Source organism: Paramagnetospirillum kuznetsovii, assembly GCF_003284725.1.
Classification (GTDB): domain Bacteria; phylum Pseudomonadota; class Alphaproteobacteria; order Rhodospirillales; family Magnetospirillaceae; genus Phaeospirillum; species Phaeospirillum kuznetsovii.
This window is the reverse complement of sequence record NZ_PGTO01000003.1, coordinates 202,106-218,829: the sequence shown is the minus strand read 5'-3', so window position 1 is coordinate 218,829 and position 16,724 is coordinate 202,106. Positions and strand designations below refer to the sequence as shown.

The 16,724-nt window shown below is 68.2% G+C and carries 14 protein-coding genes; all 14 read right to left on the bottom strand.

What is annotated here, in order from left to right; all coding sequences use genetic code 11:
• Positions 1-31: 31 nt before the first annotated feature.
• The 14 genes from ftsA to rsmH all read right to left on the bottom strand — a co-directional run bounded on the left by ftsA (position 32) and on the right by rsmH (position 16,724).
• Complete coding sequence (ftsA, locus tag CU669_RS05930; RefSeq protein ID WP_112142899.1) at positions 32-1,279, bottom strand: cell division protein FtsA; 1,248 nt, start codon at positions 1,277-1,279, stop codon at positions 32-34.
• Between the two features lies 1 nt (position 1,280).
• Positions 1,281-2,225, bottom strand: a complete 945-nt coding sequence (locus CU669_RS05925; RefSeq protein WP_112142898.1) for a cell division protein FtsQ/DivIB — start codon at positions 2,223-2,225, stop codon at positions 1,281-1,283.
• The gene (locus tag CU669_RS05920) at positions 2,213-3,130 is read right to left on the bottom strand and encodes a D-alanine--D-alanine ligase (protein ID WP_112142897.1); all 918 of its coding nucleotides are present in this window, start codon (positions 3,128-3,130) and stop codon (positions 2,213-2,215) included. Before CU669_RS05920 ends, CU669_RS05925 begins: the two co-directional genes overlap by 13 nt.
• Before the next feature lie 133 nt (positions 3,131-3,263).
• The gene (murB, locus tag CU669_RS05915; RefSeq protein WP_112143042.1) at positions 3,264-4,184 is read right to left on the bottom strand and encodes a UDP-N-acetylmuramate dehydrogenase; all 921 of its coding nucleotides are present in this window, start codon (positions 4,182-4,184) and stop codon (positions 3,264-3,266) included.
• Positions 4,184-5,602, bottom strand: coding sequence for a UDP-N-acetylmuramate--L-alanine ligase (gene murC / locus CU669_RS05910; RefSeq protein ID WP_112142896.1), 1,419 nt, complete (start codon positions 5,600-5,602; stop codon positions 4,184-4,186). The genes murB and murC overlap by 1 nt, the downstream gene beginning before the upstream one ends.
• Positions 5,603-5,605: 3 nt before the next feature.
• Positions 5,606-6,718: an undecaprenyldiphospho-muramoylpentapeptide beta-N-acetylglucosaminyltransferase gene (gene murG, locus CU669_RS05905; RefSeq protein WP_112142895.1), complete on the bottom strand. Its 1,113-nt coding sequence runs from the start codon at positions 6,716-6,718 to the stop codon at positions 5,606-5,608.
• Between the two features lie 118 nt (positions 6,719-6,836).
• Positions 6,837-7,967, bottom strand: coding sequence for a putative lipid II flippase FtsW (gene ftsW, locus CU669_RS05900; protein WP_112142894.1), 1,131 nt, complete (start codon positions 7,965-7,967; stop codon positions 6,837-6,839).
• 148 nt (positions 7,968-8,115) lie between these two features.
• A complete protein-coding gene (murD, locus tag CU669_RS05895; RefSeq protein ID WP_112142893.1) occupies positions 8,116-9,489 on the bottom strand; it encodes a UDP-N-acetylmuramoyl-L-alanine--D-glutamate ligase in 1,374 nt (457 codons plus the stop codon).
• A gap of 7 nt (positions 9,490-9,496) precedes the next feature.
• Complete coding sequence (gene mraY, locus CU669_RS05890) at positions 9,497-10,585, bottom strand: phospho-N-acetylmuramoyl-pentapeptide-transferase (protein WP_112142892.1); 1,089 nt, start codon at positions 10,583-10,585, stop codon at positions 9,497-9,499.
• Between the two features lie 6 nt (positions 10,586-10,591).
• Positions 10,592-11,983, bottom strand: coding sequence for a UDP-N-acetylmuramoylalanyl-D-glutamyl-2,6-diaminopimelate--D-alanyl-D-alanine ligase (locus CU669_RS05885; protein ID WP_112142891.1), 1,392 nt, complete (start codon positions 11,981-11,983; stop codon positions 10,592-10,594).
• Positions 11,980-13,416 (bottom strand): UDP-N-acetylmuramoyl-L-alanyl-D-glutamate--2,6-diaminopimelate ligase, encoded by a 1,437-nt coding sequence (locus tag CU669_RS05880; protein WP_112142890.1) that lies wholly within the window; start codon positions 13,414-13,416, stop codon positions 11,980-11,982. Before CU669_RS05880 ends, CU669_RS05885 begins: the two co-directional genes overlap by 4 nt.
• Position 13,417: 1 nt before the next feature.
• Positions 13,418-15,184 (bottom strand): peptidoglycan D,D-transpeptidase FtsI family protein, encoded by a 1,767-nt coding sequence (locus tag CU669_RS05875; RefSeq protein WP_112142889.1) that lies wholly within the window; start codon positions 15,182-15,184, stop codon positions 13,418-13,420.
• The gene (gene ftsL, locus CU669_RS05870) at positions 15,181-15,765 is read right to left on the bottom strand and encodes a cell division protein FtsL (RefSeq protein ID WP_112142888.1); all 585 of its coding nucleotides are present in this window, start codon (positions 15,763-15,765) and stop codon (positions 15,181-15,183) included. The genes CU669_RS05875 and ftsL overlap by 4 nt, the downstream gene beginning before the upstream one ends.
• Entirely contained in the window at positions 15,762-16,724 is a 963-nt protein-coding gene (gene rsmH / locus CU669_RS05865) for a 16S rRNA (cytosine(1402)-N(4))-methyltransferase RsmH (RefSeq protein WP_112142887.1), read from the bottom strand. The genes ftsL and rsmH overlap by 4 nt, the downstream gene beginning before the upstream one ends.

Genomic DNA, 16,724 nt, shown 5'->3' with positions numbered 1-16,724 from the left:
CGGCCGCTTCGATGTCGGCCGTCGGTTAAGTCTAAAAATTCCGTTTCAACCACGAACCCAAACGACCCAGGCCCGATCCCGATCCATCGCCCGCTCCGGCCGAGCGCTTGCCGCGCGTCGGCGCGGGGACGTGGACCATGGCGTAGCGGATCAATCCGGCGCAGGTGGAAAAGGCGGGGCCGCCGGTGGCCTCCGGCAATCCCTGCAATCCCACGGGGCGGCCGAGGCGAACCTGCTTGTCCAGCACCAGTCCGGCCAATTCGCGCACCCCCTGCATCTGGCTGGCGCCGCCGGTCAGCACGACCCGGCGCCCGGCCATCTTGTCGAAGCCGCCTTGTTCCAGGTGCGAGCGCACAAGCTCGAAAGTCTCTTCCAGCCGGGGCTGGATGATCTGGATCAGCATGCTTCGCGGCACCTGATTGGAAGCGCCGTCCTCGTCCTCGCCCACCAGCGGCACCTTCAGGATCTCGCGGTCGTCGGCGGCGGACGGAATGGCGGAGCCGTACAGCGTCTTCATGCGCTCGGCGTGGATCAAAGGCGTCGACAGGCCGCGGGCGATATCGCTGGTCACATGGGCGCCGCCCACGGAAATCACGTCGGTGTGGATGAGCTGGCCGCCGTGGAACACCGCGATGGAGGTGGTGCCGCCGCCCATGTCGATGCAGGTGACGCCCAGTTCCTTCTCGTCGTCCACCAGGCAGGCCAGACCGGCCGCATAGGGGCTGACCACGCGGGCCTCGATATCGAGATGGCAGCGGTTGACCACGGTGGACAGATTGCGCACCGGGCCGATCCCGGCCGAAATGATGTGGATGGCGACGCCCAGGCGGTCGCCGAACATGCCGCGCGGATCCTTGATGCCTTCGTTGCCGTCGATGGTGTAGTCCACCGGAATGGCGTGGATCAGCTCGCGCTCGGCGCTTTCGTGGTGGGCGCGGCCGTGTTCCAGCATGCGGCGGATATCGGCTTCGTTGACGGCGTGGCCGTTCATGGCCACTTCCACCTTGACGTTGTTGGAGCCGGGATGGCCGCCCGAGATATTGATGGCCACGGTGCGGATGCGCTCGCCCGCCATTTCCTCGGCGGCGTCCACCGAGGCGCGGATCGAGGTTTCCAGCTCCTCCATGTCCACCACGGCGCCGTTGCGCATGCCGCGCGCCAGTTGGTGGCCGATGCCGACGATGCGCGGCGCGCCGTCGTCTTGGACGCGAGCGATGAAGCAGCACACCTTGGTGGTGCCCACATCGACGGCGGCGATCAGTCCATTGCGGGTGGCCATGTCAGTCCTCCTTCCGGCTGTCGGAGGGAGTACGGCGCTCGGCGGCCTGCTGCTGATCGCTTTTGAGGATCAGCCGCTCGGCGACCCGAAGGTCGATCATGGTGATCTGCTTCGAGGTCAGGCCGCGACGCTTCTCCAACTCGGCGAGGCGATGCCACGCGCTCTCGGTGTCCAATTCGGGCAGACGGACCTCGAGGCCTTTTTCCACATCGTCCAACCTGACGTTCCAGCGGCGGTTGCCCACCCGGGTGGCGGCCTTGACGCGGGCGGCCATTTCCGGCTCGGCGGAGAGCAGGACGAACAATTCCTCCACCCGCTGGGGCGCGCCGTCGCCGACCACCAGGGGCAGATCCTCGAAACCTTCGATGGCGCCGGGAATCTGGTGGCCGTCGCGGTCCACCAGGACGAAGCGGCCTTCGGATTGCCACAGGGCGACCGGCTGGCGCTCGACGATGGACAGATGCAGGGCGCCGGGCAGGCGGCGTTCCACGGCGGCGGCGCGCACGCTGGGCAGCGCTTCCAGCCGGGCCTTGGCGGCGCCGATATCCAGGCCGAGAATGGGGTCGCCATGATGGGCGGCCAGGGCGGTGACCACCTGATCCGTGGGGGTGCGCCTGCGGCCCGCCACGGTGATTTCGCCGATGCGAAGACCCATCTGGGCGGTGGAGGCCAGGGCGGCATTGCCGGTATCGCGGATCATGCGGCTCGGCGCGCCAGAGCGCCAGACCACGGCTCCGGCCACCAGCACGGCGGTGACGACGACGCCCAGGGCGGCGAATTTCTGCACCGGAGTGATGGCGAGCCGCCAGCGGGCAGGCTTGCGCTTGGGCCGGGGCTTGGGTGTCGACTGGGGCGCGGCCTTTTGGGCCTCGCGCTGGGGCCGTACTCCCGCGAAGGAGCCGCCCAGCCGGTCGTCGGGGGTGATGACGATGTCTAGGCGTCGCATCGCGCCTCCTCCACCATCCAGCGCACCAGCGCGGGAAAGTCGATGCCGGTATGGGCGGCCATCTCGGGAACCAGCGAGGTGGCGGTCATGCCCGGCTGGGTGTTGACTTCCAGCACGATCAGCCGGGGCGGCTGGCCGGGCCTTGTGTCGTCATAGCGCAGATCGGTGCGCGAGACGCCCCGGCAGCCCAGGACGCGGTGGGATTCCACCGCCAGTCGGCAAGCCTCGGCGTAGTCGGACGCGGGCAGCGGAGCGGGCATGATGTGGCGCGATCCGCCCGGCGCGTATTTGGCCTCGTAGTCGTAGAAGCCCCGGTCCGAGGTGATTTCCAGCACGCCCAGCGCCTTGTCGCCCATGACGGCGGCGGTCAGCTCGCGGCCGGGGATGAACTCTTCCACCAGTACTTCGTCGGACTCGAAGGGCCAGTCCTTCAGCGGATCGCGGCTGTCGCCTTCCATCAGGATGTAGACGCCGACGGACGAGCCCTCGTTCAACGGCTTGACCACATGGGGACGCGGCAGCGGCGAGGCCTCGCCCTTCCTGACCACGCAGCCCTTGGCGACCGGGATGCCCGCGGTCTCGAACAGGCGCCGGGCGAAGGCCTTATCCATGGCGGCGGCCGAGGCCAGCAGGCCGGAATGGGTATAGGGCACCCCCATCAGGTTCAGCACGCCCTGGACGCAGCCGTCCTCGCCGAAACGGCCGTGCAGCGCATTGAACACCACGTCGGGTTGGGTCTCTTCCACGGCGCGGACCAGTTCATGGGGATCGCGCCCGGCATCCACCAGGGTGACGGCATAACCGGCCTTCTCCAGCGCGGAACCGGCGGCGCGGCCGGAGCGCAAGGACACCTCGCGCTCGGCCGAGGCTCCCCCCATCAGGACGGTGACGCGCTTTATGCTCATTGCTTCTGTCCCTCAATCGCCGGGCGGCCACATCCGTGGCCTTGGCTCTCGCGCCACGAGGCGCGCGCCCTCCCTGCGGGCAATTGCCCGCCCGGGCCTATGGGCAACGGGCTAGTCGCTGCGCTCCGGTCCTTCATGGCTCTTTCCTCACCCCGATGCGCTGGATTTCCCAGCGAAGCTCGATCCCGCTGGCGTCCATCACCCGACGCCGGACTTCCTCGCCCAGATCCTCGATGTCGGCGGCGGTGGCGTCGCCCAGGTTGAGTAGGAAATTGCAGTGCTTCTCGCTGATCTGGGCGCCGCCCATGGTCAGGCCCCGGCAACCGGCGGCGTCCACCAGCTTCCAGGCGCTGTGACCGGGAGGATTGGCGAAGGTGGAGCCGCCGGTGCGGGCACGGGTGGGCTGGGCCTCTTCGCGACCGGCGCGGATTTCCTCCATCTTGGCCGCGATATTGGCCTCCTTGCCGGGGCGGCCCTTCAAGGTGGCGGCCAGGAAGATCCAACTGTCGTCCAGGGCGCTGTGGCGATAGGAAAAGCCCAGATCGTCCAGCGAGAAGATGTGAAGCTGGCCGGTGCGGTCCAGCGCCTCGGCGCTGGTGGTGACGTCCTTCATCTCGCTTCCGAAGGCGCCCGCGTTCATGCGCAGCGCGCCGCCGATGGTGCCGGGAATGCCGGACAGGAATTCCAGCCCGGCGATGCCTTCCTCCATCGCGACCTTGGCGACGGTGAGGTCCAGCGCGCCCGCTCCGGCGGTGATGGAGCCCTGGCAGGGCTCGATGGTGGCGAAGGGCCCGGTCAGGCGGATGACCACGCCGGGAACGCCGCCGTCCCTGACCAGCAGGTTGGAGCCGACGCCGATGGTGGTCACCGGAATCTCGGGCGGCAATTCGGCCAGGAAGGCGATCAGGTCGTCCAGATCGGCGGGACGGAACAAAACCTCCGCCGGGCCGCCGACGCGGAACCAGGTATAAGGCGCCATGGGCTGGTCGAAGCCGATCCGGCCCCGGACCTGGGGCAGGGCGTCACGCCAGTCATGGGTTTGCCGCTTGGTCATCATTCGGCGGGCTCCGGCAAAGCTGCCAGCTCGGCGGGCAGGGCATGGGCCCAGCCGGTGATGTTGCCCGCGCCCAGGCAGACCACCATATCGCCCGGCCTGGCGATGCCGTTGACAACGGCGGCCAGTTCCTTCGGCCCCGACAGGCCGACGGCGTGGCGGTGGCCGTGTTCCTGCAATCCCTTGACCAGACCGATCTTGTCGAAGCCCTTGATGGGCTGCTCGCCAGCGGCATAGACATCGGCGACGACCACCGTGTCGGCGTCGTTGAAGCAGGTGCAGAACTCGGCGAACAGATTGGACAAGCGGGAATAGCGGTGGGGCTGGACCACCGCGATGACATTGCCCGAGGTGGCGCTGCGCGCCGCCTTCAGCACGGCGGCGATCTCCACCGGATGGTGGCCGTAATCGTCGATGACGGTGACGCCCTTGGCCTCGCCGGTCTTGGTGAAGCGGCGCTTGACCCCGGCGAACGAGCCCATGGCCTTCTTGACCACGTCATTGGCCAGACCCAACTGGGTGGCCACCGCCACGGCGGCCAGCGAGTTCAGGATGTTGTGCTCGCCGAACATGGGCAGGTGAATGTCCTCGATGCACCGCACCCGCTCGGTGACCCGGTCGGTGATGGTCACGTCGTAGCGGGCGCCGTCGGCGCCGGTGCGCACATTGGAGGCGCGTACCAAGGCCTGGGGCGAGAAGCCGTAGGTGACGATCTTGCGGTCGGGCACCTTGGCGATCAGCGCCTGGACTTCCGGGTGATCGATGCACATGGCGGCGAAGCCGTAGAACGGGATGTTCTCGACGAAGGTGCGGAAGGCGTCGCGCAATTTGTCGAAGCTGCCGTAGTAGTCCATGTGCTCGGGGTCGATATTGGTGACCACCACGGCGGTGGACGGCAGCTTGATGAAGCTGCCGTCGGATTCGTCGGCCTCCACCACCATCCAGTCGCTCGCGCCGAGCCGGGCATTGGTGCCGTAGGCGTTGATGATACCGCCGTTGATGACGGTGGGGTCCATATGGGCGGCGTCCAGCAGGGCCGCGATCATGGAGGTCGTCGTGGTCTTGCCGTGAGTGCCGCCGATGGCGATGGCGGCCTTCAGGCGCATCAGCTCGGCCAGCATCTCGGCGCGGCGCACCACCGGCACCAGCTTGGCGCGGGCGGCCACCACCTCGGGATTGTCGGGCTTGACCGCCGAGGACACCACCACGACGCGGGCCTCGCCCAGCGCCTCGGCGGTGTGGCCGATATGGACGGTGATGCCCTTCTTGCGCAGCCGCTCGACATTGTAATTGTCGGCGATGTCGGTGCCCTGGACGGCATAGCCCAGATTGTGAAGGATCTCGGCGATGCCCGACATGCCGATGCCGCCGATGCCGACGAAATGGATGGTCCCGATGGAGAGCGGCATGTGGCGCATGGGTCAGATCCCCGTCGCGGGTGAGATGAGGCCGGCCACCAGATCGGCCAGCCGGGCGGCGGCGTCGGGGCGGCCTGCCTTGGCGGCGCATTCGGCGGTGCGGATCAGGGTTTCCGGCTGGCCCAACAGGGTTTCCAGCCGGGCGGCCAGGGCCTCTGCGGTAAAGCCGTCCTGCTGCATCAGCCAGGCCCCGCCGCTGTCTTCCACCGCATGGGCATTGGCGGTCTGGTGGTCGTCGATGGCGAAGGGATAGGGGACCAGGATGGCCGGACGCCCCAGGGCGGTCAGTTCGGCCACGGTGGAGGCTCCGGCACGGCCGATCACCAGATGGGCGCCCGCCAGCCGCTCGGGCACGTCGGTGAAGAAGCTTTGCAGGGTGCAGGTGATACCCGAGCCCTCATAGGCCTTGCCCACCGCGTCGAGATCCTCGGGACGGCATTGCTGGGCGATGGAAATGCGCCGACGCAGGGCTTCGGGCAGGCGGACCAGCGCGGCGGGAACCACCTCGGACAGGATGCGGGCGCCCTGGCTGCCGCCCAGCACCACCAGATTGATCGGGCCGGTCTGGTCCAGCGCCGGATAGGCGACCGAGCGCATGGCGTCGATGCCCGCCCGCACCGGCATGCCGGTATGGACCAGCTTGGGGGCCAGGCGGGGCTCCACATGGCTGACCTCGGCGAAGGAGGTGGCGATGCGCTTGACCCTGCCCGCCAGCAGCCGATTGGCGCGGCCCAGCACGGCGTTCTGTTCGTGGATGGCGGTGGGAATGCCGGTCAGCACGGCGGCGACCACGCCGGGAACCGAGGCATAGCCGCCGAAGCCCACCACCACGGCGGGGCGGATGCGGGACAGCAGGGAGCGGGCCTGCAGCACGCCCAGGCCCAGTTCGGCCACGGCGCGCAGCTTGGCCAGCTTGCCGCGTCCCGCGATGCCGCCAGCAGAGATACGATGGGTCTCCAGCGAGCCCAGGGTGCCGCCATAGGCGGCGCCGCGCTTGTCGGTCACCAGGGCCAGCCGGTGGCCGCGCTCCAGCAGCACGGCGGCCAGGGCCTCGGCGGGAAAAACGTGGCCGCCGGTACCACCGGCGGCGAGGGCGATGAGAGGGGGAGTGGTCATGGTTTAGCCCTCATGCGCCGGGCGTTCGCTCCGCTCACTGGGCTCCTCCGCTTCCCTCCTTCGCTGCGCTTCCTCGTCGCTCCTGGGCGCTCAACGCGCCCGCGCTCCCTGCGGTCGCTCATGCGTCGTGGCCCTCCCTGCCATAGCGGGTGCGGGTCAGCGCCAGGACCATGCCCATGCCCAGCGCCAGCGCCACCATGGACGAGCCGCCGTAAGAGATGAAGGGCAGCGTCATACCCTTGGCGGGCATCATGCGCAGGGTCGAGGCCATGTTGACCATGGCCTGCAGGCCGAACTGGACCAGCAGCCCGGCGGTGGATAGAACCACGAACAGATTGTCTTCCTTCAGCACCCGCGAGAAGCCGCGCAGCACGATGAAGGCGAACAGCGCCAGGATGAACAGGCACAGCACGATGCCGAATTCCTCGCCGCCCACCGCCAGGATGAAGTCGGTATGGGCATCGGGCAGCGACAGCTTGACCCGGCCCTCGCCCGGCCCCTTGCCGAACAGGCCGCCGTTCTTGAAGGCGTTGAGAGCGGTGGTGACCTGATAGCCCCCCGCTCCGGAAGGGTCCATGAACTTGTCGATGCGCGCATGCACATGGGGGAAGGCGTAATAGGCGGCCATGGCGCCCACCGGGGCGGCGAGGCCCAGCCCGACCACCCAGCCGATGGACAGACCGGCCAGGAAGAACTGGACCGCCCAGATGGCGGTCAGGATGGCGGTCTGGCCCACATCGGGCTGGACCAGCAGCAGGGCGGCGACCACGCCGAACAGTCCGGTGGCGATCAGGCGGCCGGGGAAGCCTTCCTCGATGCGGGCGGAGGCGAACATCCAGCCCGAGACCACCGCGAACATGGGCTTGACGAATTCCGACGGCTGGATGGACAGACCGCCGAGATTCAGCCAGCGCTTGGCGCCCTTGACTTCGGCGCCCAGCACCGGCACCAGGGCCAGAAGCACGATGGTGCCGATCAGACCGATGACCGCCATGCGGCGGATCTGCTTGGGGCTCAGCAGCGACACCGCCACCATGGTGATCAAGGCGGGGGCCAGGAACATGAACTGGCGGCGCACGAAGTGGAAGCTTTGCACGTTGATGCGCTCGGCCACCGCCGGGCTGGCCGCCATGGTCAGCAGGGCGCCCACCGCCACCAGCAGGACCAGGGCGGCGATGGACCAGCGATCCACCGTCCACCACCAGCGGCCCAGGGTCGAGGTATCGGTGCGGCCAAAAGTGATGGTCATGATGAAAGCCCCTCAGTCGCCGGGCGCGAACTCCGTTCGCTTGGCTTCCGCGCCACGAGGCGCGTGCGCTCAACGCGCATAGTCGCTTCGCCGGAGCGCGGGCGTCCCGCCCGCATTCCGCTCCGCTCCATCTCGGGTGCCGGGTGCGTCATTCTCCTCCCCCCCCGGCGAAGGCCATCACCAGTTCGCGGAAGCTGTCGCCGCGATGCTCGAACGACGTGAACTGATCCCACGAGGCGCAGGCGGGCGACAGCAGCACCACCGAGCCGTCGATGGCGTCCGAGGTCGCCAGGTTGCGGGCGCTGGCGACCGCATTGGCCAGGGTGGCGCAGCGGGTAAAGCGGACCTTGCCGTCAAGGGCGGCGGCGAAATCCTCGGTCGCCTCGCCGATCAGGAAGGCGTGCTCGATGCGGCCGAAATGCTTTTCCAGCGAGGCAATGCCGCCTTCCTTGGCTTGGCCGCCCAGGATCCAATAGATGCGGTCGTAGCAGACCAGCGCCTTGTCCACCGCGTCGGCGTTGGTGGCCTTGGAATCGTTGATCCAGCGGATGCCGTCCACGGTGGCGATCAGTTCCTGGCGATGGGCGAGGCCGGGATAGCTGGCCAGCGCCGCCACGATGGCCTTGGCTGGGACGCCCTCGGCGCGGGCGGCGGCATAGACGGCGCAGGCGTTCTGCCAGTTATGGCGGCCCGGCAGGCGGGGGAAGTCCTTCAAGTCGCAGACCGGCTTGCCATTGTCCAGCAGCACGCCCTCGGGGGCGGAAACGCCGTCGGCCAGCACCTGCTTGACCGAGACCGGCACCACCCGCACACCCAGGCGCGACAGTTCGGCGGCCATGGATTTGGAAGCGCCGTCATCCATGCCGATCACCGCCGCGCCGCCGGGAACCAGGAAGTCGAACAGGCGGCGCTTGGCCGCCACATAGCCGTCCATGCCGCCGTGGCGGCCGAGATGGTCGGGGGTGATGTTGAGCAGGATGCCGACGCCCAGCTTCAGGCTGTGCACCAGCTCCAACTGATAGGAGGACAGTTCCAGCACATAGCGGCCGTCGCCGGGAAGCTCGGGCATGTCCAGCGCGGCGGTGCCCAGATTGCCACCAGCCGCCGCCGGGTGGCCCGAGGCCTGGAAGACATGGGTCAGCAGGGTGGTGGTGGTGGACTTGCCATTGGTGCCGGTCACGGCCAGGAAGCGGTGCTCGGGCTTGGCCAGGGCCAGCAGTTCCACGTCGCAGACCATGGGCACATTGGCCGCCTTGGCCTTTACCGCCACCGGATGCGGCTGGGGATGGGTGTGGGGAATGCCCGGGCTCCACACCAGCAGATCGGCCTTGGCGATGTTCATGACCATCAGGTCGCCGATGGGCAGGCCGTCCTCGGCGCCCATGCGGCGCGCCCCGTCGTTATCGTCCCAGGCCATGATGCCCGCGCCGCTGGCCAGCAGCGCGCGTGCCGTCGCCGTCCCGGACTTGCCGAGACCCATCACCGCGACGCGCTTGCCTTTGAGGAACGGGACCGGGATCATGACGCGCCTATCTCAGCTTCAGGGTGGACAGGCCGACCAGGGCCAGGATGGTGGCGATGATCCAGAAGCGGATCACCACGGTGGGTTCGGCCCAGCCCTTCTTTTCGTAGTGGTGGTGCAGCGGCGCCATGCGGAACACCCGCTTGCCGGTCAGCTTGAACGAGGCCACCTGGACAATGACCGAGACGGTCTCCAGCACGAACAGGCCGCCGACGATGCCCAGCACCAGCTCGTGCTTGGTCACCACGCTGATGGCGCCCAGGGCGCCGCCCAGCGCGAGGCTGCCGGTGTCGCCCATGAACACCATGGCGGGCGGCGCGTTGAACCACAGGAAGCCGAGACCGGCTCCCACCAATGCGCCGCAGAACACCGCCAGTTCGCCCGATCCGGTGACGTAGTGGATTTGCAGGTAGTTGGCGAAGACGGCGTGGCCGACCAGATAGGCGATGATGGCGAAGACGCCCGCCGCGATCATCACCGGCACGATGGCGAGCCCGTCCAGGCCGTCGGTCAGGTTCACCGCGTTACCGGCGCCGACCACGATGAACACCGCGAAGGGCAGATACAGCCAGGACAGCTGCAGCAGCACGGTCTTGAAGAACGGCACCGCCAGGGCGCCCGCCAGGGGCTCGCGCTGCAAGGCCATGACCCAGGTGGCGGCGATCAGGGCGATGACCACTTCACCCACCAGCTTGGCCTTGCCGGGCATGCCCTTGGGGTTCTTCTTGGAGACCTTGAGATAGTCGTCGAGAAAGCCGATCAGTCCGTAGCCCAGGGTCACCAGGGTGACGATCCAGACATATTGATTGCGCAGATCGGCCCATAGCAGGGTAGACACCGCCAAGGCGATCAGGATCAGGAAGCCGCCCATGGTGGGGGTTCCTTTCTTGGTCAGCAGATGGCTTTCCGGCCCGTCGGCGCGGATGGGCTGGCCCTGCTTTTGCCATTTGCGCAGGGAATTGATGATGGCCGGGCCCAGCAGGAAGGACACGATCAGCGCGGTGAGGACCGCGCCGCCGGTGCGGAAGGTCAGGTATTTGAACAGATTGAAGACGGGAACCTGATCCGCCAGCGGGTAGAGGAGGTTGTAGAGCATGTGGTCCTATCTCTCCTCTGCCAAAGCCTGGACCACCCGGCCCATCTTGCTGCCCGCCGATCCCTTGACCATGACCACGTCGCCGTTGCGCACCGCTTGGCGGACCAGCGGCGCCAGGGCGTCGGAGGATTCGGCATGGCCGCCGCGCCGGTGGTCGGGCAAGGCGTCGCGCAGATGGCGCATCAGGGGGCCTGCGGTAAAAACGGTATCGATGCCCCAGTTCTCGATGGTCTCGGCCAGCGAGGCGTGCAGCGCCGGTCCGGTCTCGCCCAGTTCCAGCATGTCGCCCATCACCGCGATGCGGCGCGCGCCCTTGGCCGGTTTGGCCGAGGCCAGGGTGGCGATGGCGGCCCGCATGGACACCGGCGAGGCGTTGTAGCTTTCGTCGATCAGCTCGGCATTGCCGCCGGGGACGGCGACGCGGCGACGTTCGCCGCGTCCCTTGGGGGCCGACATTCCGGCCAGCGCCTTGGCGGCGCGATCCCCATCGGCGCCCAGTGCCTCGGCCACCAGCAGGACGGCCAGGGAATTCATGGCCCAGTGCAGACCGGGAATGCCGATGCGGTAGGACAGGGCGCGCTCGCCCAGCAGGGCGAACACGACGGTGGCTTCGGGATCGACGGCGGCGTCCATCAGCCGGGCGGTGGCTTCGATATGGCTGCCGAAGGACTGAATGGAGGAATTCTTGACCGCCCCGGCCAGCCGGTGGAAATGGCGGTTGTCGCGGGGCAGCACGGCGATGCCGCCCGGCTCAAGCCCTGCGAAGACCTCGGCCTTGGCGTCGGCGATGGCTTCGGTGGAGCCGAAGAACTCCATATGCACCGCTTCGACGGTCGTAATGGTGGCCACATGGGGGCGCACCAAGCGGCTTAGGGGCGTCAACTCACCGGCATGGTTCATGCCCAGTTCGAAGACGCCGAACCGGGCGTCGCGCGGCATGCGGGCCAGCGACAGTGGCGCGCCCAGGTGGTTGTTCAGGTTGCCGGTGCTGGCATGGGTGCGACCCTGCTCGGCCAGGACCAGGCGCAGCATCTCCTTGGTGCCGGTCTTGCCCACGCTGCCGGTGACGGCGACGATGCGGGCGGTGCTCCGGGCGCGGGCGGCGGCGGCCAAGTCTTCCAGCGCCGCCGTGGTGTCCTTGACCAGCAGCAGCGGCGCGTCGTCGGGCACGCCAGCGGGCAGGCGATGCACCAGGGCGCAGGCGGCGCCATTGGCCAGGGCGCCCGCCACATGGTCGTGGCCGTCGTGATTGGGGCCTTGCAGGGCGATGAACAGATCGCCCGGCTGGACGGTACGGCTGTCGATGGAGACGCCCGACGCTTCCCACATGGTGCCCGACGGGGTTCCCGCCACGGCGGCGGCGGCCTCGGTGGATGTCCAGAGCGGTTGCTCGCTCATGACAGCCTCCCATCGGCGAAAAGCACGGCGGCGCGCGCTTCCTCGGCATCGTCGAAGGGCAGAACGGCGCCCCCCACGATCTGGCCGGTCTCGTGGCCCTTGCCCGCGATCAGCAACAGGTCGCCCTTTTGCAGACCGGCCACGGCGGTGCGGATGGCCTCGCGGCGGTCGGCGATCTCGATGGCGCCGCGGCAGGCGGTCCGCACCGATTCGCGGATGGCGGCGGCATCCTCGGAACGCGGATTGTCGTCGGTGATGATCGTGGCGTCGGCCAGACGGCAGGCGACGGCGCCCATCAGGGGACGCTTGCCGGGGTCGCGGTCGCCGCCGCAGCCGAACACGGCGACCAGACGGCGGGTCGCATGGGGCTTCAAGGCGTTCAACACGGTGTCCAGGGCATCGGGGGTATGGGCGTAATCCACATAGATGGCGGCGCCATTGGCGCGTTTGGCGGCCAGTTGCAGGCGACCGGGAACGCCGTCCAGCTTTTCCAGCGCCGCCAGCGCCGCTTTGGCATCGGCGCCCGACGCCAGGGCGAGCCCCAGGGCGGCCAGGGCGTTATAGGCCTGGAACAGACCGGCCAGGGGTAGCTTGACGGTGGCGGAGCGGCCCATGATCTCCAGGCGCAGTTCCTGGCCGAACGGCTTGGCGGCGGCGGCGATCAGGCGCAGCTCGGCGGCTGCCTTGCCATAGCCCATGACCATGAGGCCACGGGCGGCGGCGGCCTGGGCGAAGCGGGGGCCGTGCTCGGCATCCATGTTGATGACCGCCGTGCCGCCGTCGCCCACCAGTTCGGTGAACAGCCGCTGCTTGGCCTTGGCGTAGGTCTCCATGTCGCCGTGATAGTCGAGGTGATCCCACGTCAGATTGGTGAAGGCGGCGGCCGCGAGGCGAACGCCGTCCAGGCGGTGCTGGTCGAGGCCGTGGCTGGAAGCCTCCATGCAGGCATGGCTGATGCCGAAGGCTTTCAGGCGGGCCAGCGATTCGTGCAGGGCGGCGGGGTCGGGGGTGGTCAGGCCGCCCGCGTTGTCCCATCCCTTGGCGATGATCCCCAGGGTGCCGATGGCGGCGGCCGGATGGCCCAATGCGTCCATGATCTGGCGGTAGAAGCTGGCGACCGAGGTCTTACCGTTGGTGCCGGTGACCGCGACCATGGTGTCGGGCTGGGCGCCATGGAAGGCGGCGGCCATTTGGGCGAAGCGGCGGCGTGGATTGGCATCGGTGATCAGGACCACGCCGGGCGGCAGATCCAGGGCCGAGCCCTCGGGGGCAAGAATGGCGGTGGCGCCTTTGGCGATGGCGGCGGGCACGAAGGCGCGGCCGTCGGCCTTGGTTCCCACCAGGGCGGCGAACAGGAATCCCTTGGCCACGGCACGGGAATCGGCGGTGATGCCGGCGATGTCCATGTCGTGGGCGAGGTTCGTTCCCATCATCTCACTCAACCGCCGCAACTTCTCTGCTCCTTCCGGAGGGGGGCACGTTCTTGGTGGCCACGGTCGGCGCCGGGACCACGGTCTTGGGCATCAAGCCCATCAGGGGGGCGATCTGGGCGATGACCCGACCGGTAACCGGGGCCGCCGTCCATCCCGCCGTGATGAATCCATAGGTCTCCTTGGTGGCCTGCGGCTCGTCGATCATGATCAGGACGGCGTAGCGCGGCGCATCCATGGGGAAGGCGGAGACGAAGGAAGACAACACCGCCTTCTTGCGATAGCCGCCATGGCCCGCCTTCTCGGCGGTGCCGGTCTTGCCGCCCACCTCGTAGCCGGGAACATCGGCCTTCTTGCCTGTGCCCTCGGTGACCACCATGCGCATCAGCGAACGGATCTGTTCCGAGGTCTTCGGCTTGATGATGCGGATGCCCGCGCTCTTCTCGTCGGGAGAGCGCGCCAGCAAGGTCGGCTGATGGTAGACGCCGCCATTGACCAAGGTGGCGACGCCGCTCAGCAGCTGCAAGGGCGTCACCGACAGGCCGTGGCCGAAGGCGATGGTGATGGTGCTGATCTCGCGCCAGGGATTGGGAACCATGGGCGCGCCCACCTCGGGCAATTCGATGGCGGGCGGGGCCAGCATGCCGATACGGGCCATGAAGGCGCGCTGGGCCTCGGTTCCGGCGTCCAGCGCCATGCGGGCCGAGCCGATATTGGAGGAATGGATCAGGATTTCCGGGATGGTCAGCCAGCGGTTCAGGGCATGGTCGTCATGGATGGTGTGGCTGGCGAAGACCAGCGGCTTGGAGGCGTCGAAGCTTGAATTGAGGTTGGCGCGCCCCAGGTCCAGCACCATGGCGGTGTTGAACAGCTTGAAGGTGCTGCCCATCTCGTAGGCGCCCTTGGTGGCGCGGTTGAACATGGCGGGATCGGTGGCCGGGGGGGGATCGTTGGGGTCGAAATCGGGCAGGCTGACCATGGCGATCATCTCGCCGCTATTGACGTCCATCACCATGCCGGTGGCGCCCACGGCGGAGAATTCCTGGACGGCGCGGGCCAGTTCGTTGCGCAAGATGGTCTGGACCCGGATGTCGATGGCCAGGCCCAGCGGTTCCCGGCTTTCGCGGATGGCGTTCTCGAACCGCTTCTCGATTCCGGCGACGCCCTTGTTGTCCACATCGGTCATGCCGACCACGTGGGACACCAGATTGCCGTGGGGATAGATGCGGCGCTCGCCCTTCTCGAATTGCAGGCCGGGAATGCCCAGCGCGTTGACATCGTATTGCTGGCGCGGCGTCAAATTGCGCTTCAGGTAGACGAACTGGCGCGACGAGGCCAGCTTCTCGATGGTGTCCTCCATGTCCAGATCGGACAGGACCGACACCAACTGGGCGGCGGCGCCCTCCACATCCACCTTGGCGGCTTTCAGGTCTTCGGGCTTGGCGAACAGCGACACGGTGGGCAGCGACGAGGCCAGCAACACGCCGCTGCGGTCGCTGATATCGGCGCGCTCCATCTCCAATCCGTCGGAGCGACTTTGGGGGGCGGCGGCCTGACGGGCGGGGGCGCGGTCCAGCAGCGACACGTCCACCATGCGAACGCCGATGGCGCCGAAGCCCATCAGGAAGATCAAGGCGGTGATGACCAGACGCGAGCGGCCGGTCTCGATGGCCTGCATGCGAACACCGTCCAGCCGCAGTGCGGCTCCGGCCTGAAGATCGTCGCCGGCGTGAAAGCCGGGCTGATGGCGCTTGGCGGGAAACAGGCTCACCGGCTCCCCCCATCTGTCTGGGCCAGGGCCGGTGATTTCACCACGATGGTGTGTCCCCCCTTCGCGGGGGCCGCCAGCACAGTGGGCGGTGGGGCCGTGCCACTGGCGACGGTGACCCCGCCGGGCTTTGGCTGTTGCGGTTTGGGGGGCGGTGGCTTGCCGGAATCCGCCGGGCGTGGATTGGCGGGGGTTTCGGCCAGCTTGATCTGTTGCTTGGGCGCGTGTTCGGTGGGCTTGGCGGCGATGGTCGCGGGCTGACGCGGCGGCAACGCGGCGGCCATCATGGTCGGCGACGCCAGGCCATCGCGCAGCACCGAATCAAGACTGGCGATCTCGGCGGGCTTGACCGCATGCATGCCCAGATGCTTTTCCGCCAGCATGCGCAGGCGGGAGGGATCGTTGAGATAGCTCCACTCGGCGCGCAGCACGTGGATGGTTTCCTGATTGCGCTGAATCTCGGTGGTCAGGGAGGTCAATCGACGCTCCTGATCCTTGACCTCGTGCTTGATGAAGAACAGGCCGACGCCGATGCAGCCCGCAAGCAAGGTCCACAAGATGGTGCCGAGCAGGCCGCGCTTCATGACGGCCTCCCCGATTGGGTCCAGGCTTGGGCTTCGGTGCGGATGGCGGCGCGCAGCTTGGCCGAGCGGGCGCGCGGATTGGCCTGGGTCTCTTCCTGTCCGGCCTTGACGGCGCGGCGATGCAGCAGGGTGAAGCTGGCCGCCGGGCCGGAGGCCGCCTGGGGCAGATGGCGCGACGGACGCGCCGCCTCGCCGCTGCGGTCGCGCATGAAGTCCTTGACCACCCGGTCTTCCAGGGAATGGAAGGTGACGACCGCCAGCCGCCCGCCGGGGGCGAGCAACCGCTCGGCGGCGGCCAGTCCCCGCTCCAACTCGCCCAGTTCGTCGTTGACCGCGATGCGCAGCGCCTGGAAGGTCCGCGTCGCCGGATCGATGCCGTCGGCATGCTTGGGGACCACCCGGCGGATGACGGCGGCCAGCTCCGAGGTGCGTTCGAACTTCTTGTCCTTGCGCATGGTCACGATGGCCTTGGCCACCCGGCGCGACAGGCGTTCCTCGCCGTAGCGATAGATGATGTCGGCCAGCGCCGCTTCCTCGGTGTGATTGACGAGATCGGCGGCGCTGGGGCCGCTTTGCTCCATGCGCATGTCCAGCGGTCCGTCCTTGGCGAAGGAGAAGCCGCGCTCGGCCTCGTCGATCTGCATGGAGGACACGCCGATGTCCAGGGCGACGCCGTCTACCTGGTTGACACCCTGGATACGCAAAAGCTCGTCCATCTGGCCGAAGCGGCCTTCGATCATGGCGAAGGCGCCGCCGCGCTGGGTTTGCAGCGCACGGCCCCGCGCCACCGCATGGGGGTCGCGGTCGATGCCGTGGACGGTGCAGCGGGCGCCGTCGAGCATGGCCATGGAATAGCCACCGGCCCCGAAGGTGCCGTCCACATAGATGCCGCCGTCGCGCGGGGCCAGCGCCTCGATCACCTCGGACAGCAGGACCGGGATATGGGGCGAGGGGGTCAT